Source organism: Mesorhizobium sp. CA12, from assembly GCF_020165255.1.
Taxonomy (GTDB): Bacteria; Pseudomonadota; Alphaproteobacteria; order Rhizobiales; family Rhizobiaceae; genus Mesorhizobium.
In genome coordinates this window covers 84,819-109,744 of the sequence record NZ_JAIUHT010000003.1, presented here as the reverse complement: position 1 = coordinate 109,744, position 24,926 = coordinate 84,819, and the positions used below count along the sequence as shown (strand labels likewise).

At 63.5% G+C, this 24,926-nt stretch carries 24 protein-coding genes; 10 read left to right on the top strand and 14 right to left on the bottom strand.

From position 1 onward, the window contains the following. Positions 1-4: 4 nt before the first annotated feature. On the top strand, positions 5-1,111 hold the full coding sequence (locus LB520_RS06995) for a CobW family GTP-binding protein (RefSeq protein ID WP_095767425.1): 1,107 nt from the start codon (positions 5-7) through the stop codon (positions 1,109-1,111). On the opposite strand, the gene LB520_RS06990 is transcribed toward LB520_RS06995, so the two are convergent. The 5 genes from LB520_RS06990 to LB520_RS06970 form a co-directional block, all read right to left on the bottom strand. After that, complete coding sequence (locus LB520_RS06990; RefSeq protein ID WP_095767426.1) at positions 1,108-1,365, bottom strand: sulfurtransferase TusA family protein; 258 nt, start codon at positions 1,363-1,365, stop codon at positions 1,108-1,110. The two genes, LB520_RS06995 and LB520_RS06990, sit on opposite strands and share 4 nt — an antisense overlap. A 9-nt stretch (positions 1,366-1,374) precedes the next feature. Then, entirely contained in the window at positions 1,375-2,673 is a 1,299-nt protein-coding gene (locus tag LB520_RS06985; RefSeq protein WP_224636960.1) for a murein L,D-transpeptidase family protein, read from the bottom strand. Positions 2,674-2,893: 220 nt separating this feature from the next. Continuing rightward, positions 2,894-3,844, bottom strand: a complete 951-nt coding sequence (locus LB520_RS06980) for an acetyl-CoA carboxylase carboxyltransferase subunit alpha (protein ID WP_140843171.1) — start codon at positions 3,842-3,844, stop codon at positions 2,894-2,896. Positions 3,845-3,944: 100 nt separating this feature from the next. Next, a complete protein-coding gene (locus tag LB520_RS06975) occupies positions 3,945-4,859 on the bottom strand; it encodes a site-specific tyrosine recombinase XerD (RefSeq protein WP_224636959.1) in 915 nt (304 codons plus the stop codon). Between the two features lie 34 nt (positions 4,860-4,893). Continuing rightward, positions 4,894-5,046 carry a hypothetical protein gene (locus tag LB520_RS06970; protein WP_042643428.1) on the bottom strand — a complete coding sequence of 51 codons (153 nt, stop codon included), beginning with the start codon at positions 5,044-5,046 and terminating at the stop codon, positions 4,894-4,896. Positions 5,047-5,236: 190 nt separating this feature from the next. On the opposite strand from LB520_RS06970, the gene LB520_RS06965 reads away from it, so the two are divergent. From LB520_RS06965 to LB520_RS06955, 3 genes are read left to right on the top strand one after another with little or no spacing between them, the layout of a single operon-like run. Further along, a complete protein-coding gene (locus LB520_RS06965) occupies positions 5,237-5,866 on the top strand; it encodes a shikimate kinase (RefSeq protein ID WP_224545650.1) in 630 nt (209 codons plus the stop codon). Further along, entirely contained in the window at positions 5,863-7,008 is a 1,146-nt protein-coding gene (gene aroB, locus LB520_RS06960) for a 3-dehydroquinate synthase (protein ID WP_224636958.1), read from the top strand. Before LB520_RS06965 ends, aroB begins: the two co-directional genes overlap by 4 nt. Next, the gene (locus LB520_RS06955) at positions 7,005-7,898 is read left to right on the top strand and encodes an HlyC/CorC family transporter (RefSeq protein ID WP_224636957.1); all 894 of its coding nucleotides are present in this window, start codon (positions 7,005-7,007) and stop codon (positions 7,896-7,898) included. The genes aroB and LB520_RS06955 overlap by 4 nt, the downstream gene beginning before the upstream one ends. Positions 7,899-7,923: 25 nt before the next feature. Here the strand turns inward: LB520_RS06955 and LB520_RS06950 are convergent, their stop codons facing one another. From LB520_RS06950 to LB520_RS06940, 3 genes are read right to left on the bottom strand one after another with little or no spacing between them, the layout of a single operon-like run. Further along, entirely contained in the window at positions 7,924-9,471 is a 1,548-nt protein-coding gene (locus LB520_RS06950) for a SpoVR family protein (protein ID WP_224636956.1), read from the bottom strand. Positions 9,472-9,499: 28 nt separating this feature from the next. Then, positions 9,500-10,810, bottom strand: a complete 1,311-nt coding sequence (locus LB520_RS06945) for a YeaH/YhbH family protein (RefSeq protein ID WP_095767434.1) — start codon at positions 10,808-10,810, stop codon at positions 9,500-9,502. 19 nt (positions 10,811-10,829) lie between these two features. Then, positions 10,830-12,779: a PrkA family serine protein kinase gene (locus LB520_RS06940; RefSeq protein WP_095767435.1), complete on the bottom strand. Its 1,950-nt coding sequence runs from the start codon at positions 12,777-12,779 to the stop codon at positions 10,830-10,832. Between the two features lie 276 nt (positions 12,780-13,055). Here LB520_RS06940 and LB520_RS06935 point away from each other — a divergent pair, with 276 nt between their 5' ends. Further along, entirely contained in the window at positions 13,056-13,862 is an 807-nt protein-coding gene (locus LB520_RS06935; RefSeq protein WP_224636955.1) for an alpha/beta hydrolase, read from the top strand. A gap of 4 nt (positions 13,863-13,866) precedes the next feature. On the opposite strand, the gene LB520_RS06930 is transcribed toward LB520_RS06935, so the two are convergent. Then, the gene (locus tag LB520_RS06930; protein ID WP_224636954.1) at positions 13,867-14,169 is read right to left on the bottom strand and encodes a BolA family protein; all 303 of its coding nucleotides are present in this window, start codon (positions 14,167-14,169) and stop codon (positions 13,867-13,869) included. Positions 14,170-14,305: 136 nt separating this feature from the next. Here LB520_RS06930 and LB520_RS06925 point away from each other — a divergent pair, with 136 nt between their 5' ends. The 4 genes from LB520_RS06925 to LB520_RS06910 all read left to right on the top strand — a co-directional run bounded on the left by LB520_RS06925 (position 14,306) and on the right by LB520_RS06910 (position 19,008). After that, the gene (locus tag LB520_RS06925) at positions 14,306-14,929 is read left to right on the top strand and encodes a J domain-containing protein (RefSeq protein ID WP_095767437.1); all 624 of its coding nucleotides are present in this window, start codon (positions 14,306-14,308) and stop codon (positions 14,927-14,929) included. Positions 14,930-15,054: 125 nt separating this feature from the next. Continuing rightward, entirely contained in the window at positions 15,055-16,041 is a 987-nt protein-coding gene (gene cobS / locus LB520_RS06920; RefSeq protein ID WP_095767438.1) for a cobaltochelatase subunit CobS, read from the top strand. A 55-nt stretch (positions 16,042-16,096) separates the two neighbouring features. Beyond that, positions 16,097-17,995: a cobaltochelatase subunit CobT gene (gene cobT / locus LB520_RS06915; RefSeq protein ID WP_224609396.1), complete on the top strand. Its 1,899-nt coding sequence runs from the start codon at positions 16,097-16,099 to the stop codon at positions 17,993-17,995. Further along, entirely contained in the window at positions 17,992-19,008 is a 1,017-nt protein-coding gene (locus tag LB520_RS06910; protein WP_224636953.1) for an esterase-like activity of phytase family protein, read from the top strand. Before cobT ends, LB520_RS06910 begins: the two co-directional genes overlap by 4 nt. A gap of 51 nt (positions 19,009-19,059) precedes the next feature. Here the strand turns inward: LB520_RS06910 and LB520_RS06905 are convergent, their stop codons facing one another. From LB520_RS06905 to rpmB, 5 genes are all read right to left on the bottom strand, one after another. After that, positions 19,060-19,869, bottom strand: coding sequence for a hypothetical protein (locus tag LB520_RS06905; protein ID WP_224602385.1), 810 nt, complete (start codon positions 19,867-19,869; stop codon positions 19,060-19,062). A gap of 221 nt (positions 19,870-20,090) precedes the next feature. After that, positions 20,091-21,866: a GtrA family protein gene (locus tag LB520_RS06900; RefSeq protein WP_224636951.1), complete on the bottom strand. Its 1,776-nt coding sequence runs from the start codon at positions 21,864-21,866 to the stop codon at positions 20,091-20,093. 190 nt (positions 21,867-22,056) lie between these two features. Next, positions 22,057-22,731 carry a hypothetical protein gene (locus tag LB520_RS06895; protein WP_224636949.1) on the bottom strand — a complete coding sequence of 225 codons (675 nt, stop codon included), beginning with the start codon at positions 22,729-22,731 and terminating at the stop codon, positions 22,057-22,059. A 29-nt stretch (positions 22,732-22,760) separates the two neighbouring features. Next, positions 22,761-23,441 (bottom strand): queuosine precursor transporter, encoded by a 681-nt coding sequence (locus tag LB520_RS06890; protein WP_224636947.1) that lies wholly within the window; start codon positions 23,439-23,441, stop codon positions 22,761-22,763. A 114-nt stretch (positions 23,442-23,555) separates the two neighbouring features. Continuing rightward, positions 23,556-23,852 carry a 50S ribosomal protein L28 gene (rpmB, locus tag LB520_RS06885; protein WP_095767449.1) on the bottom strand — a complete coding sequence of 99 codons (297 nt, stop codon included), beginning with the start codon at positions 23,850-23,852 and terminating at the stop codon, positions 23,556-23,558. Between the two features lie 256 nt (positions 23,853-24,108). Here rpmB and LB520_RS06880 point away from each other — a divergent pair, with 256 nt between their 5' ends. Beyond that, positions 24,109-24,900, top strand: a complete 792-nt coding sequence (locus tag LB520_RS06880; protein ID WP_224636945.1) for a DUF3108 domain-containing protein — start codon at positions 24,109-24,111, stop codon at positions 24,898-24,900. The last annotated feature ends 26 nt before the right edge of the window (positions 24,901-24,926 follow it).

Genomic DNA, 24,926 nt, shown 5'->3' with positions numbered 1-24,926 from the left:
ACCAATGAGCAGCTTTCCCATTCCCGTTTCGGTGCTCACCGGCTTTCTCGGCGCCGGCAAGACGACGCTGCTCAATCGGCTGCTCAAGGATCCGGCGCTTGCCGATACGGCGGTGATCATCAACGAGTTCGGCGAGGTGGCGATCGACCATCTGCTGGTGGAGCAGGCTTCGGACGGCATCATCCAGCTTTCCGACGGCTGCCTCTGCTGCACGGTGCGCGGCGACCTGGTCGATACGCTCGCCGATCTGGTCGACCGGCTGCAGACCGGCCGTATCGCGAAATTGGCCCGTGTCGTCGTCGAGACGACGGGCCTGGCCGATCCGGCACCGGTGCTGCAGTCGATCATGGCGCATCCGGCGCTGGTGCAGGCGTTCCGGCTCGACGGCGTCATCACGCTGGTCGACGCCGTCAACGGCGAGGCGACGCTGGAGGCCCATGTCGAGGCGGTGAAACAGGCCGCGGTGGCCGACCGCGTCGTGCTGACCAAGACCGATCTTGCGGACGCGGCCGCAGTCGAGGCGTTGCGGGCAAGGCTCAAGCAGATCAATCCGGGCGCCGTCGTGCTCGATGTCGAGGAAGCCGGCGCCGCGGCGCTGTTCAATTGCGGGCTCTATGATCCTGAAACCAAGTCCGCCGACGTGCGGCGCTGGCTTGGCGAGGAGGCGGCGCACGACCATGATCACGACCATCACCACCATGACGGCGACCATGATCGCCACCACCATCATGAGCATCGCCACGACACGCGCGTGCGCTCGCACTCGCTTGTCCATGACGGCCCGGTGCCGTTCTCGGCGATCGAGATGTTCCTCGACCTGCTGCGCTCGACGCATGGCGAGAAACTCCTGCGCATGAAGGGTGTCATCGAACTCGCGGAGGATCCCTTGCGGCCGCTGGTCATCCATGGCGTGCAGAAGATCCTGCATCCGCCGGCGAGACTGCCGGCCTGGCCCGACGGCCAGCGCGGCACCAGGCTGGTGCTGATCACGCTCGACATGCCGGATGACTATATCCAGCGGCTGTTCGCCGCCTTCACCAACAAGCCGTCGATCGACACGCCGGACCGCGCGGCGTTGGAAGCCAATCCGTTGGCGATTGCCGGGCTTTAAGCTGAAGCAAGCAGGTCAGCCGCGTTGCCGCGCTCGACCAGGAAGCGGTGGCCGCCAGTGACGGCCGCCGTCTCGAGCAGCTGGTGGCCGGCATCGGCGCAGAAGGCCGGGATGTCGATCACCGCCAGCGGATCGGTGGTTTCGAGCCACAGCCGAGCGCCGGGTCGCATCGCAGCCAGCCGCTTGCGGGCCTTCAGCACCGGCAACGGACAGTTCAGTCCCTTGAGATCGTAGATGGCGGGCGGCTTTGCCAAGCGGAAGTCTCAGCCGCCGAACATGCCGAGAAGTTTCTTCTTCAGCTTCGACACGGTGCCCTGGTCGGCGTCGGCGGCGGCCTGCGTTTCCTGCGCCGGCTGGGCGGGCGCGGCCTCGACGCCAGCGGTGACGACCGGCTGCTGCGCCGCCTGCTTGGCGGCCTCCTTCTCGGCCAGCGCCTGCGCCCTTGCCTCTGCCTTTGCGGCCTTGGCCGCCTCGATCGCGGCCAGGCGCTGCTCTTCGGCCTTGCGCTTGGCTTCCTTTTCCGCGTCGGCTGCCGCCATCTTGCGGCCGAGCGGGGAATCGATGCGGCCCATGCGGGTCGTTTCGGTCACCGAGCCGTCGGAATTCAGCGACGGCGGGTCGATCGGCACGCGCTCGCCGCGGGCGCGGCGCTTCGACCAGTCGGAAACGATGCTCGCTTCCTTGATGCCGGCAATCGTCGGCTTCGGCGGCGGCGTGCTGGAATTGACGGCTGCTTTGAAGGCCGCGTCATAACGCTTCTCGTAGTCGGCGTAGGCCGTTTTCAACGAGTCAGGCTGCATGGTCGCGGGGCAGGGGCCGGTCGGGTCGAAGGTCGTGCCTTCCGGCGCCACCTGGTTGAAGACGTAGCGCTTCTCGCAGACGTCGACCTTCGGCGGCACCTTGGTGATCTCGAAATTGTCGTAGCCGACCTTCAGCATCTTCCAGAACTCGTAGTTCGGGTCGTTGCGGTAGCGCGCCATGTTGGCGGCGGTCATGCGGAACGGAAAGGCCTGGATCTGGAACTCGGTCTGGCCGCCCTGGAAGGCGTCGCGGCCGAAGGCATAGATCTGCTCGATCTGGGCATCGGTCATCGAATAGCAGCCGGACGACGAGCAGGCGCCATGAACCATCAGGTTCTGGCCGGTGCGGCCATTGGCGCGGTCATAGGCGTTGGGGAAGCCGATGTTGAAGGACAGATGGTAGCTCGAGCGCGGATTCATCTGCGAGGGACGCACCGTGTAGAAGCCTTCCGGCGCCTGGCGGTCGCCCTCGGTGTATTTGGGGCCGAGCTTTCCCGACCATTTGCAGATGTCGTAGGTGGCGACAAGATCGTAACGGCCATTGGTCTTGGCCTTCCAGATCTCGAGCTTGCCTTCCTCCTTGAAGATGCGCGCCATCACCGAGGAGGTGCGTACCATGCCCTTGGCCCTCATGTCGGCGAGGATCTTATCGGGCAACGGCTTGTTGGCCTCCGGCGCGAAGTCCTTCATCGACGAATCATTGCAGCCGGCGATGCCGATAGCGGCGATCAGGATTCCGGTGCGGGCAAGCTTGGCAAACATCGATACGGCTACGTCTCTTCTCTCGGGCCAACGGCCGTCGGCATGGCCGGGCCCATAGGCTGAACACCAGTGGACCGTAAGCCCGTTAACCTTGAAAATTCCTTACCGCAAGCCTTGGCAAACCCCTCACGGCGATTTCCATTGAGCCGAATCCGGCGGCATTTTTGTGGCGGAATTGCTTATTCCGGCCACAGTTGAACATCTTGCCGGACTTGAGAGGTCAGAGGCTGCGGCCCATCGCCAGGTATTTCTCGCGGCGCTGCTCGCGGAAATCGGTGTTGGCGCCGGCGAAATCCTTCATCGTCCTGGCGATGAGGTCGCCGGTCGAGGCAATCACCGTTTCCGGCGCGCGCTGGGCGCCGCCCATCGGCTCGGGAATGATGGCGTCGATGATCTTCATCTCGAGAAGATCCTGCGCGGTGATCTTCATGTTGGTCGCCGCGTCCTTCGAGCGCGTGGTGTCGCGCCACAGGATCGAGGCGGCGCCTTCGGGCGAGATCACCGAGTAGATGGCATGCTCCAGCATGTAGACGCGATTGGCGGTGGCGATCGCGATGGCGCCGCCGGAGCCGCCTTCGCCGATGACCACCGAGATCGACGGCACCTTCAGCGAAAGACAGGCCGAGGTCGAACGCGCGATCGCTTCGGCCTGGCCGCGCTCCTCGGCGCCGACGCCGGGATAGGCGCCGGCCGTGTCGACCAGCGTCAAAAGCGGGATCTGGAAGCGGTCGGCCAATTCCATCAGGCGCACCGCCTTGCGATAGCCTTCCGGCCGGACCGAGCCGAAATTGTGCTTGATGCGGCTTGCGGTGTCCGAACCCTTTTCCTGGCCGATGATCGCTACCGGCTCGCCGCGAAAACGCGCGAAGCCGCCGACGATCGCCTGGTCGTCACCGAAATTGCGGTCGCCGGCCAAAGGCGTGAAATCGGTGAACAGCCCTTTGATGTAGTCGACACAATGCGGACGGTCGGGATGGCGCGCTACCTGCACCTTCTGCCAGGGCGTGAGCGCCTTGTAGAGGTCGCGCAACGCGTCGCGCGAGCGCTTTTCCAGCCTGCTGATCTCTTCGCCGACATCGACCGCCTCTCCGTTCTCGGCAAGCTTCTTCAGCTCAAGGATCTTGAGCTCCAGATCCTGCACCGGCTTTTCAAAGTCGAGGTAGTTGTACATGCTTGAGCGGACCGATCCGTCGGAAGGCAAATGGCTGGCGGAACCGCTGAAATGCCGGCTCCGGGCGGTGGAACGTCGCCCTCACATAGCGATATGAGGCCTAGTCGGCAAGCGGGTGATGATCGTTGACCAGCCGCACCAGCCGCTCCTCCAGCACATGGGTGTAGATCTGCGTGGTCGAGATGTCGGCATGGCCAAGAAGTTGCTGAACGGCTCTGAGATCGGCGCCGTTCTGCAGGAGATGGCTGGCAAAAGCATGGCGAAGCACATGCGGCGAGATCTTCGCCGACGCTATGCCGGACCGCGCGGCCAACCCCTTGAGATCGCGGGCGAAAACCTGCCGGGAGAGATGGCCGCTGTCGGAAGACGCCGGAAACAGGAACGGGCTCTCGGCAAAGGCCGGCCGCTCGGCCCTTGCGGCGAGCCAGGCGCGCATGGCGGCGCGCGCCTTGGTCGAGAGCGGCACCATGCGTTCCTTGTCGCCCTTGCCACGCACCATGAAGAAGCGATCGTCGCGCAACGCCACCGTGACCGGCAGGCCGACCAGTTCCGACACGCGCAAGCCCGTTGCGTAGAGCACTTCGACTAGCGCGTGCAGGCGCAACGCGGCCAACCTGTCGCCGTCTGGCCCGGATTCTCCGGCTTCCTGCGCTGCCCGGTCGAGCAGGCGCCCGGTCTCGGCTTCGCTCATCGTCTTCGGCAGCGGCCGGCCCTTGCGCGGGCTGTCCAGCGTGCCGGTCGGGTCGTCGCCGCGCAGCCCTTCGGCGTAGAGGAATTTGAAGAACTGGCGGATCGCCGACAATTTGCGCGCCTGCGAGGTCGGCGCGAAGCCGCGTGCGGCGATGTCGTCGAGATAGGCACGGATGTCGGCCGATCCCGCGCCCGCCAGTCCGCCCTTGATCGCCTCGGAAGCATCCTCCAGGTCGCGGCGATAGGACGAAAGCGTGTTCTCGGCCGCGCCTCGCTCGGCGCTCATCATCTCGAGGAAGGCTTCGATGCGGGCGGCGCTGTTCATCGGGCCGGATCAGTTCCCTGTCAGTTTTCCTGGGTCAGTTTTTCTTCGGGTTGAGCTTTTCAGCCGGAATGCGGATGCTCATTTCTGCTTTTTTCGGCTCCACGAACATCGCCAGGGCGAACATCGCGCCATAGGCAATGCCTGCAAGAACCGCCAGCGTCACGACGAAGCGAAACAAAGTCGGCATTCAATTTTCGCCCGTCTTGTTGTTCTGCTTTTCCAAAGCCCTGTGCCCTTATGGGACGCCGATCCGGTCAATTCAAGCACGAAGCATTCCGGTGAACAGGAGGTTTTGCCGGGGAAGCTTCGCGGCCGTTTGTCCGGCCGTGCTTGACGCAAACAGGCTTTTGATGTCGATACGGCGCAAAGAGGCCCTGATGAACGCTCTGCCACCAAATCCGACGGACGAAGGCCGCGCCGCGCTGATCGAACGGCTCGGAAGCCGGTCGATCGTCTTCGTCGGACTGATGGGCGCCGGCAAGACCGCGATCGGCCGCAAGGTGGCGGCGATGCTGTCGTTGCCCTTCATGGACAGCGACCAGGAGATCGAAAGCGTCTCGCGCATGACGGTGCCGGAGTTGTTCGAGCGCTATGGCGAGCCGGAATTCCGCGCGCTGGAGCAGCGGGTGATCCTGCGTCTGCTGGAGAACGGACCGCAGGTGCTGTCGACCGGCGGCGGCGCCTTTATGAATGCGCAGACGCGCGAGGCGATTTCCGCGCATGGCATATCGGTCTGGCTGAAGGCCGATCTGGACCTGTTGATGGAGCGCGTTTCGAAGAAGCAGAACCGGCCGCTCTTGAAGAATCCCGACCCGCGTGGCGTGCTGGAGAAGCTGATGGGCGAGCGCTATCCGGTGTATGCCATCGCCGACCTGACTGTGCCGACGCGCGACGACCGCAAGGAGATCATCGCCGGCGAAGTCGTCGCCGCGCTCTGCGCCCATCTTGGCATCGACGCGATCGCAACCGGCGCTACAAGCGCCACAACTGGCGAGATTCAATCGTGAGCAATGCCGAACCGGTGAAGGTCGAGGTCGGGCTCGGCGACCGCGCCTATGACATTCTGATCGGCTCAGGGCTGTTGACGCGCTCCGGCGAGGAGATCGCGCGCCGGCTTCCCGATACCCGCGCGGCCATCGTCACCGACGAAAATGTCGCCGCCGCACATCTCGACACGCTGAAGGCTGGGTTGGACAAAGGCGGCATCCAGTCCGCCGTCATCACGCTGCCTGTGGGCGAGAAGACCAAGAGCTTCGTCCATCTGGAGGAAGTGGTCGACGGCGTGCTCGCGGCAAGGCTCGAACGCCGCGACGTGGTGATCGCGCTCGGCGGCGGCGTCATCGGCGACCTTGCCGGCTTTGCTTCCGGCATTGTGCGCCGCGGCATGAATTTCGTGCAGATACCGACCTCGCTGCTGGCGCAGGTCGATTCTTCCGTCGGCGGCAAGACCGGTATCAACAGCGCGCGCGGCAAGAACCTCGTCGGCGTCTTCCACCAGCCCAGGCTGGTGCTTGCCGACACCCAGGTGCTCGACACGCTGCCGATCCGCGAGTTCCGCGCCGGCTATGCCGAGCTTGCCAAATACGGGCTGATCGACCGCCCGGCCTTCTTCGCCTGGCTCGAACAGAACTGGGGGCAAGTCTTCGCCGGCGGTCCGGCGCGGGTCGAGGCGATCGCCGAGGCCTGCCGCGCCAAGGCCGACGTCGTTGCCCGCGACGAGTTCGAGACCGGCGACCGCGCCTTGCTCAATCTCGGCCACACTTTCGGTCATGCGCTCGAAGCTGCCACGCAGTATGACGGGAGCCGGCTCGTCCATGGCGAGGGCGTCGCCATCGGCATGGCGCTGGCGCACCGCTTCTCGGCGCGTCTCAACCTGGCGAGTCCGGACGACGCGGAGCGCGTCGAAGCGCATCTGCGCGCCGTCGGCCTGCCTTGGCGGATGGCCGACATTCCGGGCGAGCTGCCGGACGCCGAGGCTTTGCTCGGCTTCATCACCCAGGACAAGAAGGTCTCGCGCGGCGCGCTGACCTTTATCCTGACGCGCGGCATCGGCCAGGCTTTCATCGCCAAGGACGTGCCGTCCTCGGAAGTGCTCTCCTTCCTCAAATCGAGCCATCCCGGGTGGCTCGAGGTGAGCCATCCCGGATGAACGGCGCCGGCTGGATCGTCGCCGCCGTCCCTGCCGCCATCGTGCTTTTGGCGCTTTTCTTCCGCGCCCGATTGCTTGCCGCTTGCGGCTATGCGCTGCGGCCGATCGAGCCGCCGCAGCGGTCCGAGCGCAACGGCAAGGATGAAGACGGCGACGAACCCCGGCGCGAGGGCACGGCTGCCGAGGAGCGCAATCGGCTTGAGGGCCTGTTCGACCTCGACGAGCTCGAAGTGTCGGATGTCATGGTCCACCGCACCAATATGCGCTCGGTCAATGCCGACAATGCGCCGGAAGCGGTGGTGCGCGAGATCCTGCAGAGCCCGCACACCCGCATGCCGCTGTGGAAGGGCTCGCTCGACAACATCGTCGGCGTGTTGCATGCGAAGGATCTGCTGAGGGCCCTCAACGAGGTCGGCAACGATTTTTCGCGGATCGACGTCATGAAGATCGCGGCCAAGCCGTGGTTCGTGCCAGACACCACCACCTTGCAGGAACAGCTCAACGCTTTCCTGCGGCGCAAGGCGCATTTCGCCATTGTCGTCGACGAGTATGGCGAGGTCGAAGGGCTGGTGACGCTGGAAGACATCATCGAGGAGATCGTCGGCGAGATCGCCGACGAGCACGACATCGACATGCAGGGCGTCAAGAAAGAGGCCGACGGCTCGGTCGTCGTCGACGGCACGGTGCCGATCCGCGATTTGAACCGCGCGCTCGACTGGGACCTGCCCGACGAGGAGGCCACGACGATCGCCGGCCTGGTCATTCATGAGACGCAGTCGATCCCGGAGGAGAAGCAGGCCTTCACCTTCCACGGCAAGCGTTTCGTGGTGATGAAGCGCGAGAAGAACCGCATCGCCAGATTGAGGATACGTCCCGCCAGCGAGGGCTAAGGCGTGCCGATGTCCGGCGATGCCCTCAAAGTTCCTTGGTCCAACGCTCGCTGAGTATCGCGCCGGTACCGGCATCCATTGCCGCCAGGCTGACATCATAGCCCCAGAGGTTGCGGATATGGCGCAGCGTCGCGTCGCGGCTCTGGCCCTCGAGCATGACGCCGTCCTTGACCACGTGCTGGAGCCGCAGATGCCGGTCGCCGAGCAGGTCGACGTCAACCACCTGGATGTCGGGACGGTTGGCGCCGATATCGTAGCTTTGCGCCAACGCCGACCTTATCTTGCCATAGCCGCGCTCATTGTGAATTGAGGCCACCTCATAGTGCGGCTCGTCGGCACCGTCGGCCAGCACGAAGAGCCGCCATTTGCGGATCAGCCTTGGGCTCAGATACTGCCGGATAAAGGATTCGTCGCGGTGGTTGGCCCAGGCGTCGAGCAAGGTGTCGCGCCAGTCGCCGCGGCCGGCGATGTCGGGGAACCAGTCGCGGTCCTCGGCGGTCGGCGCGGTCGAGATACGCTGGATGTCCTGCATCATGTCGAGACCCAGCGCATAAGGATTGATGCCGGAAAAGCGGGGGTCGTCATAAGCCGGCTGGAAGACCACGTTCGAGTGGTTGCGCAGGATTTCGAGCATGGCGCCTTCGCTGATGCGGCCACGGTCGAACAGCATGTTCATGAGCGTGTAATGCACGAATGTCGCGCAACCTTCGTTCATCACCTGGGTTTGCCGCTGCGGATAAAAATATTGCGCGATGACGCGCACGATCCTGACGATCTCGCGCTGCCAAGGCTCGAGGACGAGACTGTTCTTTTCGAGGAAATAGAGCAGATTCTCCTCCGGCAGATTGAGCGATTTCTTCCGCTCGGCCGCGTCGTCGTCACCGGCTGTTTTGGTATCGCCACTCTCTTGCGAAGGCGGCAGTGTCCGCCAGAGATCGTTGAACGAACGCTCCTCGTATTCCAGGCGCTCGCGCAGCCCTTCGCGCTGCTGCTCGGACGACAGTCTCGGCGGCCGATGATAGCGGAACACACCCTGCTCCATCAGCGCGTGGGCCGAATCCAGGATTGCCTCCACTGCCGCCATGCCATGCCGTTCCTCGCATCGGGCTATGTAGCTCTTGGCAAAATCCAGATAGCTCAGGATGCCGCCGGCGTCCGTCCATTGCCGGAAAAGGTGATTGTTCTTGAAGAAATGATTGTGTCCCAGCGCGGCATGCGCCGTCACCAAAGCCTGCAGGGCCATGGTGTTTTCTTCCATGAGGTAGACGATGCAGGGATTGGAGTTGATGACCAGTTCATAGGCCAGACCGCGTGCGCCCTTGCGGTACAGCAGTTCGTTGTAGAGGAAGTGCTTGCCGAATGACCAATGCCGGTACATCAGCGGCATGCCCACCGACGAATAGGCGTCGAGCATCTGCTCGGAAGAGATGATCTCCATCTGCACCGGGTAGATATCGAGATGAAGCTCTTCGAGGCCGATCGCTTCGATCTCGTCATAGACCCGGGACAGCTTGTTGAAATCCCAGTCCGACCCGGAAAACAGCAATTCGGATTTGCGCGCCTGGCTGACCATCGGCCTATGTTCCTTCGAGCCTCAGTCCTCAAGCGCTCTTGCGCAGATCAGGTTGCCTGGCGAAGAGCTCGCGGAAGACCGGGTATATGTCGGCCGGCGCGGCGATGCGCCTCATCTGGAAATTCGGCCATTTTCCGTCGACGGCGTTGTAGGCGCGCCAGAGCGATGTGCCGTTCTCGGTCGAGCCGAAAATGTGGCTTTCCCGCTCGTCGATGATCTCCACATAGGCGAAATACTGGCAAAGCCGCATCAGCTTGCGGTCGAGCAGTTCTATGCAGCGCTCGGAATCGGTGGCGAAATTGTCGCCGTCGGAGGCCTGTGCGGCGTAGATGTTCCATTCGGCGACCGGGTAGCGTTCCTCGATGATGCGGTGCATTTCCTCGAGTGCGGTGGAGACGACCGTACCGCCGCTTTCGGTGTGGTAGAAGAACGTATGCTCGTCCACCTCCTTGGCTTCGTGGGTGTGGCGGATGAAGACGACCTCGGTGCGTTCGTAGCGCCGTGTCAGAAACAGATGCAGCAGCACGAAGAAGCGTTTGGCCAGATCCTTCTCGCGCTCTCCCATCGAGCCGGAGACGTCCATCAAACAGAACATCACCGCGCTGGCGTTCGGCACCGGCTGGGGATCGAAGCGATTGAACCGGATATCGACCGGATCGACATAGGCAATTCGCCTGCGCCTGCGCTCGATCCGATCGAACTCCTCGCGCAGGGCAGCGATGCGTTCGCTCATGGCCGTGCTTGCCGGCTTCGCTTCAAGCTCGGCAATCTGCAGGGCGATTGCGTCCAACTCCGCCTGCTTGGGGCGTCTGAGCGCGATGCGGCGCCCATGGCTGTTGCGCATCGTGCGCCCGACATTGATGTTGGTCGGCGCTCCGCTTGCCGTGAAGCCTGCCCGTCTCGGCTTGAAGCTCAGTATCTGCTTGAGATTGAGCTTGACCAGATCCGGCAGTTCGAGGTCCTCGAAGAAAAGGTCGAGCACTTCCTCGCGTGACAGCACAAAGCGGAAGTCGTCTTCGGATTCCGTGGTCCCTGGAGCCGATCCGTAGCCTCCGCCGCCGCCCGGTTTGGAGATAAGATCGCCAGGGCTGAATGTCCTGTTGCCGGGCAGGATGTGCTGGCGCCTGCCGCTTTCCTTGTCGTCGCCGAAGGTCGGTTCGCTGGTGCCCTTGCGAGGCATCGGCACGGCATGCTCGCGGTCAATGTCGGCGATACGACCTGTCCGGACGTGGTCGCGGATGCTGCGCTTGAGCTCATCACGGGCGCGCCGGAGGAAGCGCTGGCGATTGCCCAGGCTCTTGTCTTTCGGGTTCAGGCGGCGGTCGATGAAGATCGGCATGGAACCGTCCCGGCTTTGCTCAACCCGCCTTGTTCACGCGCATATACCAGTCGACCAGCCGGCGAACCTGCCGCTGGGTGTAGCCGCGTTCCACCATGCGCTGCACGAATTCGTTGTGCCGCTTCTCCGTGACGCTGTCCTGCTTGGAGCCGAAGCTGATCACCGGCAGCAGGTCCTCGACCTGGCCGAACATGCGCTTCTCGATGACCTCGCGAAGCTTTTCATAGCTCGTCCAGGAGGGATTGCGGCCGTGGTTGCGCGCCCGGGCACGCAGGGTGAATTTGACCACTTCGTTGCGGAAGTCCTTGGGGTTGGCGATGCCGGCCGGTTTTTCGACCTGCGACAATTCCTTGTCCAGCACCTCGCGGTTGAGGATCTGGCCGGTGTCGGGGTCCTTGTAGTCCTGATCCTCGATCCAGGCGTCGGCATAGGCGATGTAACGGTCGAAGAGGTTCTGACCGTACTCGCTGTAGGACTCCAGATAGGCCTTCTGGATCTCATGGCCGATGAACTCGGCATAGCGCGTCGCGAGTTCCGACTTGATGAATTCGAGGAAGGCGGCCTCCGTTTCCTTCGGGAATTGCTCGCGCTTGATGGCCTCCTCGAGGATGTACATCAGGTGCACGGGATCGGCCGCTACCTCCTTGGTGTCGTAGTTGAACGTCTGCGACAGGATCTTGAAGGCAAAGCGCGTGCTGACCCCGGTCATGCCCTCGTCGACGCCGGCGGCGTCGCGATATTCCTGGACCGACTTGGCCTTGGGGTCGATCTCCTTGAGGTTCTCGCCGTCATAGGCGCGCATCTTGGTGTAGAGCGGTGAGTTCTCGTGCTCGGCAAGGCGGGTCGAGACGGTGAAGCGGCTGAGAATGTCCAGCACTTCGGGCGCGCATGGGCTGTTTGCCAGCTCGCTCTCGCGCAGCAGCTTCTCGTAAATGTGCCTCTCCTCGGTAACACGGAGGCAATAGGGAACCTTGACCACGAGGATGCGGTCGAGGAAGGCTTCATTGTTCTTGTTGTTCTTGAACTGCTGCCATTCCGATTCGTTGGAATGGGCCACGACGATGCCCTGATAGGGGAAGGCACCGAAATTCTCGGTGCCGTTGTAGCTGCCTTCCTGGGTTGCCGTCAGCAATGGGTGCAGGACCTTGATGGGCGCCTTGAACATCTCGACGAATTCGAGCAGCCCTTGCGTGGTCCGGTTGAGGCCGCCGCTGTAGGAGTAGGCGTCCGGGTCGGACTGGCTGAAGTGCTCCAACTGCCTGATGTCGACCTTGCCGACCAGGGCCGAGACATCCTGGTTGTTCTCGTCGCCGGGCTCGGTCTTGGCGATGGCGATCTGGCGCAGCCGCGACGGCATCAGCTTGACCACGCTGAATTTGGAGATGTCGCCCGACAGTTCGTCGAGGCGCTTGGCCGCCCAGGGCGAAATCAGTCCGTTCAGGCGGCGGCGGGCGATGCCGTATTTATCCTCCAGCAGATCGCCCATGCGATCGGGATGGAAAAGGCCGAGCGGCGATTCGAAGACCGGGCTGATCTTATTGCCGACCTTGAGCGTGTAGATCGGGCGCTCCTCCATCAACTTCTTCAGCCGTTCGGCCAGTGAGGATTTGCCGCCGCCGACCGGGCCGAGGAGATAGAGGATCTGCTTGCGCTCCTCGAGGCCCTGCGAGGCATAGCGGAAATATCCGGCGATGCGCTCGATCGTATCCTCCATTCCGTAGAAATCGGAGAAGGAGGGATAGACCTTGATGGTGCGGTTGGAGAAAATGCGGCCGAGCCGCTCGTCCTTGCTGGTGTCGACCAGGTTCGGCTCACCGATCGCCTCGACCATGCGTTCGGGCGCCGACGCATACATGGATTTGTCTTCGCGGCAGGCCAGGAGATATTGCTGCAGGCTGATCTCTTCCTGAGCCGCGTTGGAATAAATCTCCGAAAACAGATCGAAGACGTCTGATTGGTTCTCGCGCATGGTGCTTTGCCTCGGAGCCGGTGGGCTGCCAATCGGCTCATCGCTGCATCAACTGCCGGAAAGCACTCTTTGTTCCCTTCACATGAAGGATAGCGCATGCAATCTGGCATTGACCCGGGGGATACCCGACGCGGCCGAAAATGCTCGCCCGAGAAATACGTGGTGATTGCCGGCGGAGCTTCAAGGTCCTGATTTGGTTTGCTGCCCACAAGTTGTCATTATTGATCCAATCGAGGTGCGCGGCGCGCCTGCGCCGCAACCTGGCCGGAGATGACGATGATCGATCGACGCGGCTTCATCGCGGCATGCCTGGGGGCGCTGCTGCCGGCAGGTGCGTCAGCCGCCAGGCGTCCGGGCCGGCAGGCACCGCAAACCATCGATTACGGTCCGGCCAAGCTCGATATCTACGCGCCGGACGGCGCAAACAACCTGCCGGTGGTTTTCTTTGTCCATGGCGGCGCCTGGCGGTTCGGCAAACGCGGCCAGGTCGGCTCAAAGCCGGACTTCCTGCTCGCCAATGGCTTCGTGTTCGTCTCGATCGATTACCGCATGCTGCCGGAAGCCGATGTCGCCACCCAGGCCGGCGACGTCGAAAAGGCCTACGGCTATGTGCGCGCCAACATTGCCCGATACGGCGGCGATCCCAGTCGCATCGTCGGCATGGGCCATTCGGCCGGGTGCCATCTGATCGCGCTGACCGGCATGCGCGGCGGGTTGCCCGGTGTCGCCGCGCTGATCCTGGACGATACCAGGGCCTATGATCTTGCGGCGCTTTCCAGGAATGGCGGCATGATGGGCGCCTATGCGCGTGCCTTTCCCGACCCGACACAATGGGCGGCGCTATCGCCGTCGACCCATGTCGACGGCAGGAAACATCCGCCGACCTTCATCGCCTATTCGCGCGCGCCCGGGCGAGGCGAGGCGTCGAAGGCTTTCGCGGAACGCCTGCGCGCCACCGGCGCCAAGGTCACGCTGTTCGATGGCAGCGCCTATACGCATATGTCGATCAATCGCGATTTCGGCCAGGACGGCGACGCCTTGACCGCGGCTGTATTGGCCTTCCTCAAGGCGAGCGTCGGCTGAGAGCTTACCAGCGCGTCTTCTCGCCGGGTGCCGCCGGCTCGATCGCCAGCGCATGCACGCCGGCCTTCAGTTCGTCCGCGAGCAATTCGTTGACGGCACGGTGGCGCTCGATGCGAGCCATGCCGGCAAAGCTCGGCGAAACGATGCGAACGCGAAAATGCGTCTCGCCGCCGCCGTCGAACGTCGCGTGGTGGCCGGACTCGACGTGATGATGCCCGGCGTGAAGGTGGCTCTCATTGATGACCGCTAGCCGTTCGGGCGAAAATACCGCTTTCAGCTTGTTTTCGATTGTCGACTGTATGGACATCCGGGTTTCCCTTCCCCACATCTGCGGCATAGCCGCAAAATCTTGAATTTCGACCGCTTTTAAGCCGCGATTCAGCGGTTAGGGCGATCATCGGCGAAATGTCAATTCTTGTTTCGCACATGCGAACAGCCCATAAATGGGTGAGATGAAAGCGTACCCCAAATATTTCGAGAAAATTCGAATTCGGCCGGAGAAGGACGCGGAGCTGAAGTCGCGCGCCCCGATCTGCCAGTGGGACGGCTGCAACGAAGCCGGCACGCATCGCGCGCCGGTCGGGCGCCTCAAGGAGGGCGAGTATTTTCGCTTCTGCTTCGACCATGTGCGCGAATACAACAAGGGCTTCAACTACTTCTCCGGCGTGTCGGACACAGAGATCGCCCGCTTCCAGAAGGAGGCGCTGACCGGCCACAGGCCGACATGGCGCATGGGCGCCAATGGCGGCGGGACGCGCTCGGCGCCGGATTTCGCGCAGCAGCGTTCGGGCCGGGCCGGCTACTACAACCGCATGCGCGATCCCTTCAACCTGTTCAGCGGCGGAGCACGCGAGCCGCGCGAGCGCAAGGCAAAGCCACTTGAGGCCAAGGCGCTGGAAACGCTTGGCCTTGACACAAAGGCGACTGGTCAGGACATCAAGGCGCGCTATAAGGAACTCGTTAAGCGCCACCATCCGGATGCGAATGGTGGCGACAGAGGTTCGGAAGACCGGTTCCGCGATGTGCTGCAGGCCTATCGCGTGCTCAAGCAAGCAGGATTGTGCTGAGCGGCCCCACGGTACCAAGTCGTTTTTCCAACTTTCATATGGTTGGAAAAGGCTCTAAGACCGCCCCCGGACAAAATCGATTGCCGGCGAAACGCGGCGTTTCGCCCGTGGAGACGTTGATAGTGATGAACAAGGTCGATCGCGACATCGCCAACCTGCCCGACACGACCGTGCCGGTGAAGGAGAAATTCGGCTTCGATTCCAAGATGATCGTTCCCGCCTATTCGGCGGCGACGGAGCATGTGCCGGACATCGACCCCGACTATCTGTTCGACAAGGCGACGACACTGGCGATCCTCGCCGGCTTTGCCTACAACCGCCGCGTCATGGTGTCGGGTTATCACGGCACCGGCAAGTCGACGCATATCGAGCAGGTCGCAGCGCGGCTCAACTGGCCCTGCGTGCGCGTCAACCTCGACAGCCATGTCAGCCGCATCGACCTCGTCGGCAAGGACGCCATCGTCGTCAAGGAGGGGCTGCAGGTCACCGAATTCCGCGACGGCATCCTGCCCTGGGCCTATCAGCACAATGTGGCGCTCTGCTTCGACGAATATGATGCCGGCCGGCCGGACGTGATGTTCGTCATCCAGCGCGTGCTGGAATCGTCGGGCCGCCTGACCCTGCTCGACCAGAGCCGGGTCATCCGCCCGCACCCTGCATTCCGGCTGTTCGCCACCGCCAACACGGTCGGCCTCGGCGACACCACAGGCCTCTATCACGGTACGCAGCAGATCAACCAGGCGCAGATGGACCGCTGGTCGATCGTCACCACGCTCAATTACCTGCCGCACGACAATGAAGTGAATATCGTGCTGGCCAAGGCCAAGCACTATCGCGACAGCAAGGGCAAGGACATCGTCAACAAGATGGTGCGCGTCGCCGACATGACGCGTTCGGCCTTCATCAACGGCGACCTGTCGACCGTGATGAGCCCGCGCACCGTCATCACCTGGGCCGAGAACGCCGAGATTTTCGGCGACATCGGCATGGCGTTCCGGCTGACCTTCCTCAACAAGTGCGACGAGCTCGAGCGTTCTGTGGTGGCCGAGTTCTACCAGCGCGCCTTCGGCGAGGATCTGCCGGAGAGCGCCGCCAACGTGGTGCTGGGGTAGGCGCGCGGCTGAAAAGGCCTCCAGCCTTTCAGCATGAATCGCGCAGGGAATGATCATGGCGGGTCCAGGCGACAACACGCGCAACAAGCCGAAGAACGGGTCTGAAGCCGACAGCTTCAAGCGCGCGGTGACCGTGTGCATGCGCGCCGTCGCCGGCGACAAGGACCTCGAGGTCGGTTTTGCCAAGGACCGGCCGGCTTTGGCCGGCAACCGCGCGCGCCTGCCCGAGCTGCCGAAGAAAGCGTCCCGCAACGACATTGCGATCACGCGCGGCCTGGGCGATTCCATGGCGCTGAAGCGCGCCTGTCACGATCAGCGCATCCACAACAGGCTGGCGCCGGAAGGCAAGCTGGCGCGTTCCATCTTCGACGCCGTCGAGCAGGCGCGCGTCGAGGCGATCGGTAGCCGCGCCATGCAGGGCGTGGCCGACAATATCGGCTCGATGCTTGAGGACAAATACGCCAAGGCGAACCTCGTCGACGTCAGGGACAAGGCGGACGCGCCGCTCGAGGAAGCGATTGCGCTGATGGTGCGCGAGAAGCTCACCGGACGTTCCGTGCCGAAGAGCGGCGAGCGGCTGGTCGATCTCTGGCGCCCCTGGATCGAGGAAAAGGCGAGCAGCGACCTGGACGGCCTGTCGGCCAAGCTCGAGGACCAGCAGGCCTTTGCCCGTGTCGTGCGCGACATGCTGGTTTCCATGGAGATGGCCGAGCAACTCGGCGAAGACCAGGAAACCGACGACTCGGAGGAAAACGAAGAGAACGAGCAGCAGGGCGAGGAACAGAGCGAGGAAGGCGGCGAGGAGGATTCAGGCTCCGAGCAGTCGCAGTCGGAAGATGCCGAAGCCTCCGCCGACGACGAAGAGTCGGCCGAGACCGAAGCGACCGACGCCACCTCCGACGACCTGTCCGATGAGGACGACGCCGACGCCGAGACGCCGGGCGAGGCCAAGCGCAACGACAACCCGTTCCTGAACCTGCCGAAAGAGATCGACTACAAGGTCTTCACCACAGCCTTCGACGAGACGGTAGGCGCCGAGGAGCTGTGCGAGGAAGAGGAGCTCGACCGGCTGCGCGCCTTCCTCGACAAGCAGCTTGCCAATCTTTCCGGCGTCGTCGGCAGGCTCGCCAACCGGCTGCAGCGCCGGCTGATGGCGCAGCAGAACCGCTCCTGGGATTTCGACCTGGAAGAAGGCTATCTCGATCCGGCCCGCCTGGTGCGCGTGGTCATCGACCCGATGCAGCCGCTGTCATTCAAGCAGGAGCGCGACACCAAGTTCCGCGACACGGTGGTGTCGCTGGTGCTCGACAATTCGGGCTCCATGCGCGGCCGGCCGATCACCGTCGCCGCGACCTGCGCCGACATCCTGGCGCGCACACTGGAGCGCTGCGGCGTTTCGGTGGAAATCCTCGGCTTCACCACGCGGGCGTGGAAAGGCGGGCAGGCGCGCGAGAAGTGGCTGAAGGACGGCAAGCCGCCTAATCCCGGCCGACTCAACGACCTGCGCCACATCATCTACAAATCCGCCGATCATCCGTGGCGGCGCGCGCGGCGCAATCTCGGGCTGATGATGCGCGAGGGCCTGCTCAAGGAAAACATCGACGGCGAGGCGCTGCTTTGGGCGCATAACCGGCTGATCGGCCGGCCCGAGCAGCGCAAGATCCTGATGATGATCTCGGACGGCGCGCCGGTCGACGACTCCACGCTTTCGGTCAATCCGGGCAATTATCTGGAGCGGCATCTTAGGGCGGTCATCGAGCTGATCGAGACGCGCTCGCCGGTCGAGCTTTTGGCCATCGGTATCGGCCACGACGTCACGCGCTATTATCGCCGCGCCGTCACCATCGTCGATGCCGAGGAACTGGCCGGCGCCATGACCGAGCAGCTCGCCTCGCTGTTCGGCGAGGAAAGCGCGCGCGACACCCGGCGCGGCGGCTTGCGGCGCGCCGGATGATCTTTTCGGGGCGGCGTGCGCGGCGGACACTTTTCGCCTGCATGCTGGCCTGTGCTTCGCCGGCCATAGCCGCCACGGGAGCTCTCGTCGAGACGATCGAGGTTTCGGCGCGGCCGATCAGCCAGTTCCATGTCGGCCATGAAGAGACGCGGTTCGGGCTGCTCGAATTCGTCGGCGGGCTGGAGATGACCTCGCCGGCGCGCGATTTCGGCGCGCTGTCGGCGTTTCGCTTCCTGAGGTCGGGCAGCGACTTCATCGGTGTCGCCGACACCGGCTTCTGGTTCTTCGGCACGATCACGCATGACGCCGACCGACGTCCGTCGGGCGTTTCGAACTTCCGCATGCAGCAGATGGTCGACGCTTCGGGCCGGCCGATCGACCGGAAATGGAAGGTCGACGCTGAGGGGCTCGCGGTCAGGGACGGTATCGCCACCGTCGGCTTTGAGCGCGACCAGCGCGTCGCCCAGTTCAGGATCGATCCCGACAATATGAAAGCGCCGATCCGGCAGCTCGATTACCAGATCCCCGCCCGGGAGCTGCGCCAGAACCGCGGCTTCGAGACCGTCACCCATGCCAATCCTTATGGGCAGCACGCGGGCGGCCTGGTCGTGGTCTCGGAGAGGAGCCTCGATGAAGCCGGCAACGTCTACGCCGCCATCATCGAGGGGCCGCATAAGGGCGTCTTCACCGTGAAGCGCGATAGCGATTTCGACATAACCGACGGTGCCTTCCTGCCGGATGGCGACCTGTTGCTGCTGGAGCGCAGTTTTTCGATCGCGCGCGGGGTGAAAATGCGGCTGCGGCGCATCTATGGCGAAAGCGTCGAGAAGGGCGCGGTCGCCGACGGGCCGGTGCTGATGGAGGCCGATATGGGCTACCAGATCGACAATATGGAAGGGCTGGATGTCTGGACCCGCGAGGATGGCGCGCTGATGGTGTCGCTGATATCCGACGACAACCATTCGATCCTGCAGCGCAACCTCTACCTGGAATTCATCCTGCACCAGGATTGACGACGGCTGGCCGGCATGGATTCAGCCGTGCCGACGGTGGGCGCCGAGAGATTACCGGCCGACGTGACGGACTTCGTTCATCACGAAATTTGCCGCGCGCTTGCTCCGGTTGCGGATCTTGAGCGTCGCGGTGTTGTCCACGAAATAGGTATGAAGGATGCTGTCGCGGGTACGGACTTCCGGTCCGACGGTGTCGACCGCGTGCCAGGTGTCGGTGCCGACCGCAAAGGCGTAGCCGGTGTTCGGCGAAAACGACATCCGGTGCGAATTCTCGAAACGCCCATCCGGCATGCGCTCGGCGAAGCGGGTGCCGATATGGTTGATCGAGTCGTCCTCCGGCAGGTAGAACTGGACCGTGATCCCTTTCCATTTCGTGTCGGTGTGGAAGCCGATCTTGTAGCCCGCCACGTCGCGCGTCAGCATCGGCACCGGATACATGCCGACCTTCATGAAGTCCGAGCCGAACCGGCGCTCCAAGCCCGGGGCAAGGCGGCGCATGAATGCGTCCTTCAGCTGCGGCGCATGCAATGCCTTGCCAACCAGGGACCAAATCGCCCGCTTCTCCTGCGGCAGATGGCGGATGTATTCGGGGTAGAGGTCGATCTTGATCCGCGTTGCGGTGCCGTCAGCCTTGATATTCACATTGTTGCGTCCCTTGAGCGCACGATATTCGCGCGCCTCCGGCATGGCGGCGCGCATGCGCCGATAAAGGTCCGCCGGGAAAACATCGGTCATTTCCAGATGCCAGAAAGGCTTTTCCACAAACGCGGCGCGGTTCACGGCGTCCACCATGTGAGAGACAACATGCTGCAGCGTTTGTGTGGCTGATGCTGGCGCCGCCGCGCCCTCTATGGCCGACATGGATGTCTTCTCCCCAAGCTAAAACCCCGAATCCAAATTTCTTGAATACATATATCGCCGCCTAAACGAGATGCTAACCAAAGCACGGGCTGGATTGCAACGATCCACGGAACTGATTTGGATAGCGGTTTTCTAAATCACGCAGTGAAATTGCATCAGCGAAGAGCAGGCGTATTGCGAAGGGCGCTGTCGACGATGCTGATATGGCCGCGGGCCGATATTCAACGAACCTTGTAGATCTCGATCGGCTTTCCCGCGGTAGACTGGTCCAGTTCGAGCCACTCAGGCAGGTCGCCCCGCAGCAACGCCGCGACAAGGCCCTTCGGCGCGTCCAGAGCCAGCGATATCTCTTCCGTGTTGCCGCGGCAGATCGCGACCAGCCCGACATGCTCGCGTTCGATGACGGCGCGGGCGGCGTCCGGCGTCCCCATGAACGCGTCGAGCATGGCGAGATTGCCGCCGACATTGCGGTGGTAAGGGCCGGCCAGCGCCCGATGGCCGGTGAACGCCAATATTCCCGAGCCGAGATTGGACGAGGCAAGCACCGTCGTCGCGGGCATCGCAGCAAGATCGTGGAAGTCGCCCGGCTTGCCGCAGGTCACGGCATGGTCGGGGTCGGAATTAACCCGCTGTGGCGCCTGCCGAACCACGGACTGCGCCGCTACCGCGACCCCGGCCCAGGTCGCGTTGAGCGAGACCAGCCACGCCATGACAATGCCGGTGGAAAGGCGCCATGAGGGCGCGGCGTCCGCCCGCAGGCGGATTCTCGCGATCCAGGCCGAGAGCGGGAGCACGGCGAAGGCGACGGAGAAAGTCGAGCCGCGCACCTGCCATAGGCTGACGCCGAAGGCGACGACGAGCAGGATGGCGGCGAGCGTTTCCTCGCGGCGCAGGCGACGGCTTCGCAGCTGAAAGCCGACCAGCAGGATCGCGATGAAAGGCGTCACATAGCGCGCCGCCATCAGCTTCGGCTGGTGGATGGCGACGCTCCAGAAGGGCTGCGCTTCGACCACGTCGGCCAGCCAATAGGTGCGGATACGTTCGTCCATGCCCGCATAGGGCGATGCCAGGCATTGCGGGAAGAACACGACCACAACGACCGCGACCGCCGCCATCAGCGCCAGCATCGAAACCAGCCGCGCCCGGCGGCTCGATGCGGCAAAGGTACTGGCGATCACGAGGCCGAAGCCGGACAATGCGGCCACGGCGAACTGGAAGGAGGAGAAGGCGTCGCATTGGGCCACGCCCCAGTCGGCGGGCCGGATGGTCGCCACGAAGACCAGGGAGGCGATGCCGGCAAATCCGATGCCAAAGCCTCGTGCCGTGCCGCGCTCCTTGTCGTCGAGGATGAACAGGACAGCGGCGCAGATGCCGAGCACCGCCACATAGGGAGCCGTCTCCATGCCGACCGCGAGCGTCAGGCCGGCGCAAATGCCCGACAGAAGGGCCGCGGGCCGCCAGGAGGGTGCTTCCATCAGAAGCCAGAGGCCGGCCGCCGTCAGAAGCAGCTGGACATTGTGGTGATCGATCACGCCCGGGCTGTAGATCACCAGGTAGAAAAGCGCCGCCGTCGACAGAATGACTGCCGGCATCGCGACATTCGCAGCGGCGAAGCGCTGCGAGGCGCGCATCAGCACGAATATAGTCAGTCCGTAGAGGAGGGTCGGCCAGATGATCTGCGCGGCTCGCTCGGCCGTGGCCGTGCTGGCGCCCAGCGCATCGAAGGCCATGATGATCAGCGCGAGCGGCGTATCGACAAGCCGCGACCAATGCATGACGAAGCCGCCCGAGATGCCCATCCTGTATTGGTGGAGATCGAACCAGCTTTGGCCGCCTAGCAGGTCGCGAACCTCGACCAGCCGCAGCATGCTGTCATTATCGGCGCCATAGTCGCCAAGGGTCGGAAAACCGGAAACGGCGTTGATCGTCAGCACCACCAGCGTGGCGCACAGCGCAAGCAGAAGGTCGTTTTTCCAACCGGTGCCCGGCATGGTCATGCTGGTCGCGATGTCCTAGAGCAATTCCAGGAAAAATGTGCCACGGTTTTCCGTCAGGAATTGCGTCAAAACAAAGAGATAGAGTGGTCCGCCGTTTCCGTGAAATGGCGGACCACTCTGGAGAATTTTCGCGATCCTGCACGATCGGGCGTAACAAAGCGTAAAGCCGCCGCGGCTGTAGCTGAAAGCGTCAGCCCTGGTTGGTTGCGATCCAGACGACGTGGCGGGCGCCGCGCTTGCCGTTGGCCCGCGTGTTGATCTCCTCGACCACGAAGCCGGCCTGTTTCAGCCGCCGGGTGAAGCCGCTGTCCGGCCCCTGCGACCAGACCGCCAGCACGCCGCCGGGCCTCAACGCGGTGCGCGCGGCCGCAAGGCCGGCGGCGCCATAGAGCGCATCGTTGCCCTTGTGGACGATGCCTTCGGGACCATTGTCGACGTCGAGCAGGATCGCGTCCCAGACGGCTTTCTCCGCCCCTATCACCTGGCCGACATCGGCCTCGCGAATGGTGACGCGGGGATCATCGAGACAGCCGCCGAAGATTTCCGCCATGGGACCGCGTGCCCAGGCGACGACCGCGGGGACGAGCTCGGCCACGGTGACGGCAGCATCGCCATTGAGCGCGGCGAGAGCAGCGCGCAAGGTGAAGCCCATGCCGAGCCCGCCGATAAGGATGCTTGGCCGCTCGCGTCCGGCGATACGCTGACAGGAAAGCCTGGCCAGCGCTTCCTCGGAACCGCTGAGGCGGCTGTTCATCAGCTCGTTGGTGCCGAGCATGATCGAGAATTCAGCGCCGCGCCGCTTCAGGCGCAGCTCCTGGCCGCCATCGGGCGTGCGGGCGGAGTCAAGCTGAACCCAGGGGATCACGGCCTGATTCCACTTGCTGGGTTCATGGCCTAGAACGCGGCCGCCGGCTGGCTCCAGCGGGCGGCGAGTAGCCGGTAGGGGATCAGCGCCACGACAGCGATGATCAGCTTGACCGAAAGGTCGCCGAGCGCCCAGGAGACCCAGCGCATCGTCTCGACCGGCAGCACGCCCATCAGCGGCGCGGTCTCCAGCGCGAAGCTGTCGTTGGGGCCGGCAAAAGCGAAGGCGGCGGAGAAGGCGACGCCGAAGAAGACGACGGTGTCGAAGATGGAGCCGACCAGCGTGCCGACGATCGGCGCGCGCCACCAGCTCTGCCGGCGCAGCCGGTTGAAGACGGTAACGTCCAGCAATTGCGCGGCGAGGAAGGCAGCGCCGGAAGCGCCGGCGATGCGCACCAGCCGGTCGGCGGCGGTTTCGAACTCGATCAGCCCATGACGGAACAGGAAAGGCGGAATCAGGATCGAGCAGGTCACCGCGGTCATGAAGCCGACGAACACCACCTTGCGCGCCACGGCCGGCCCATAGCGGCGGTTGGCGAGGTCGGTGACCAGGAAGGAGAAAGGATAGGTGAAGGCGCCCCAGGTCAGCAGGTCCGCCAACGACAGGCCACCGACTTGGCCCTGCATCGGGAACTGCACGAGGATGTTCGACGCCACGACGACAAGCGCCATGGCGGCCACGAAGGGCAAATATCGCGTCAGGAAATACATTTTTTTATCCTGGGTAATGGAACCAGCCGAGCGTCATGCCGACGCTCGCTCCTGTTTCGAGCACCGGTCTGGCCGGGGCTCGAGGCGGTCGTCCCCCGCCTAAAAGCTGCTGGTTTAAGCGGCCGACTGCTCGGCCAGCTTCTTGGCGATCTGCTTCTTGAGCAGACGGGCGCGCTGCGACAATTCCTTGACGTCGGCCTTGGCCAGGAAGGCGTCGAGGCCGCCGCGGTGCTCGACCGAACGCAGCGCGTTGGCCGAAATGCGCAGGCGAACATTCTGGTTCAGCGCTTCGGAAATCAGCGTCACATTGACCAGATTCGGCAGGAAGCGACGCTTGGTCTTGTTGTTGGCGTGGCTCACATTATTGCCAGTCTGGACTGCCTTGGCAGTGAGTTCGCAGGTGCGGGACATCTTGTCTAACCTCAGTTCTAAGCCTGCCAAACCATTCTGCCCGCGCCGGGCGGCGCGCGGTCTCGGTCAGGCGGCCTTTGGAAAAGTTGGCGTTCCATAGTGGCATTTCACCACTGCGTCAAGCTCCGGCACGCGCCCCGCTGTCAGGCACGCTCCATATAAAGGCCGGATTTCACAGTATAAGCCCATCGCGAAGGGATCTGCCAGGCTGGAGCCGCTGCGTTCCGGCCGAACCGCCAGGGATCAGCCAGCCGCCATGCTCCGTCCTTCTCATGCATTCGCCGCCCTGCTTGCCGTTGCCGTGCCGGCAACGAGCTTCGCCGCTGCGCCGCCGCAGTCGTTCAAGGGCGAGTATACGGTGTCGTTTCTCGGCCTTTCGATCGCCAGGGCGACTTTCTCCAGCCGATACCAAGGCGACACCTATGCCATTGACGGCACCGTCTCGGCCGCCGGCCTCGGCAAGTTGTTCGACGACACGAAAGGCACGATTTCCTCGAAAGGCACCATTTCCGGTAAGCAGATGCAACCGCACGCATTCCGGGCCGACTATACGTCGGGCAAGAAGGCCTCGATGGTCGATATCCGCTTCAACAACGGCACCGTCACCTCCACGCAAGTCGTTCCCGCGCCAAAGAAGCGCGATCCGAAGAGCTGGGTGCCGCTGGGCGACAGCGACCTGAAATCGGTGCTCGATCCGATGGCCGCGACCGTCATCCATGCCGACAGCCTGGACAGGGTCTGCGGACGCACGGTCAAGTTCTACGATGGCGAGATGCGCGCCGACCTGACCTTGACCTATGCCTCTAAGGGGTCGATCTCGGTGCCGGGTTACAAGGGCGACACGGTGACCTGCAAAATGGGCTTCGAGCCGGTGGCGGGCTATCGCAAGGGCCGCAAGGCCTTGAATTTCCTGAAGAACAAGAGCCGCATGCTGGTGACGTTTGCACCGCTCGGCCAATCCGGCATATATGCGCCGATCCGCGCCACGGTCGGGACCCAGATTGGTCCGCTGACCATCAGCGCGAGACGGTTCGAAGCGGTAAATTAGGACAGGCGCCATCGCGCGCCGGCGGG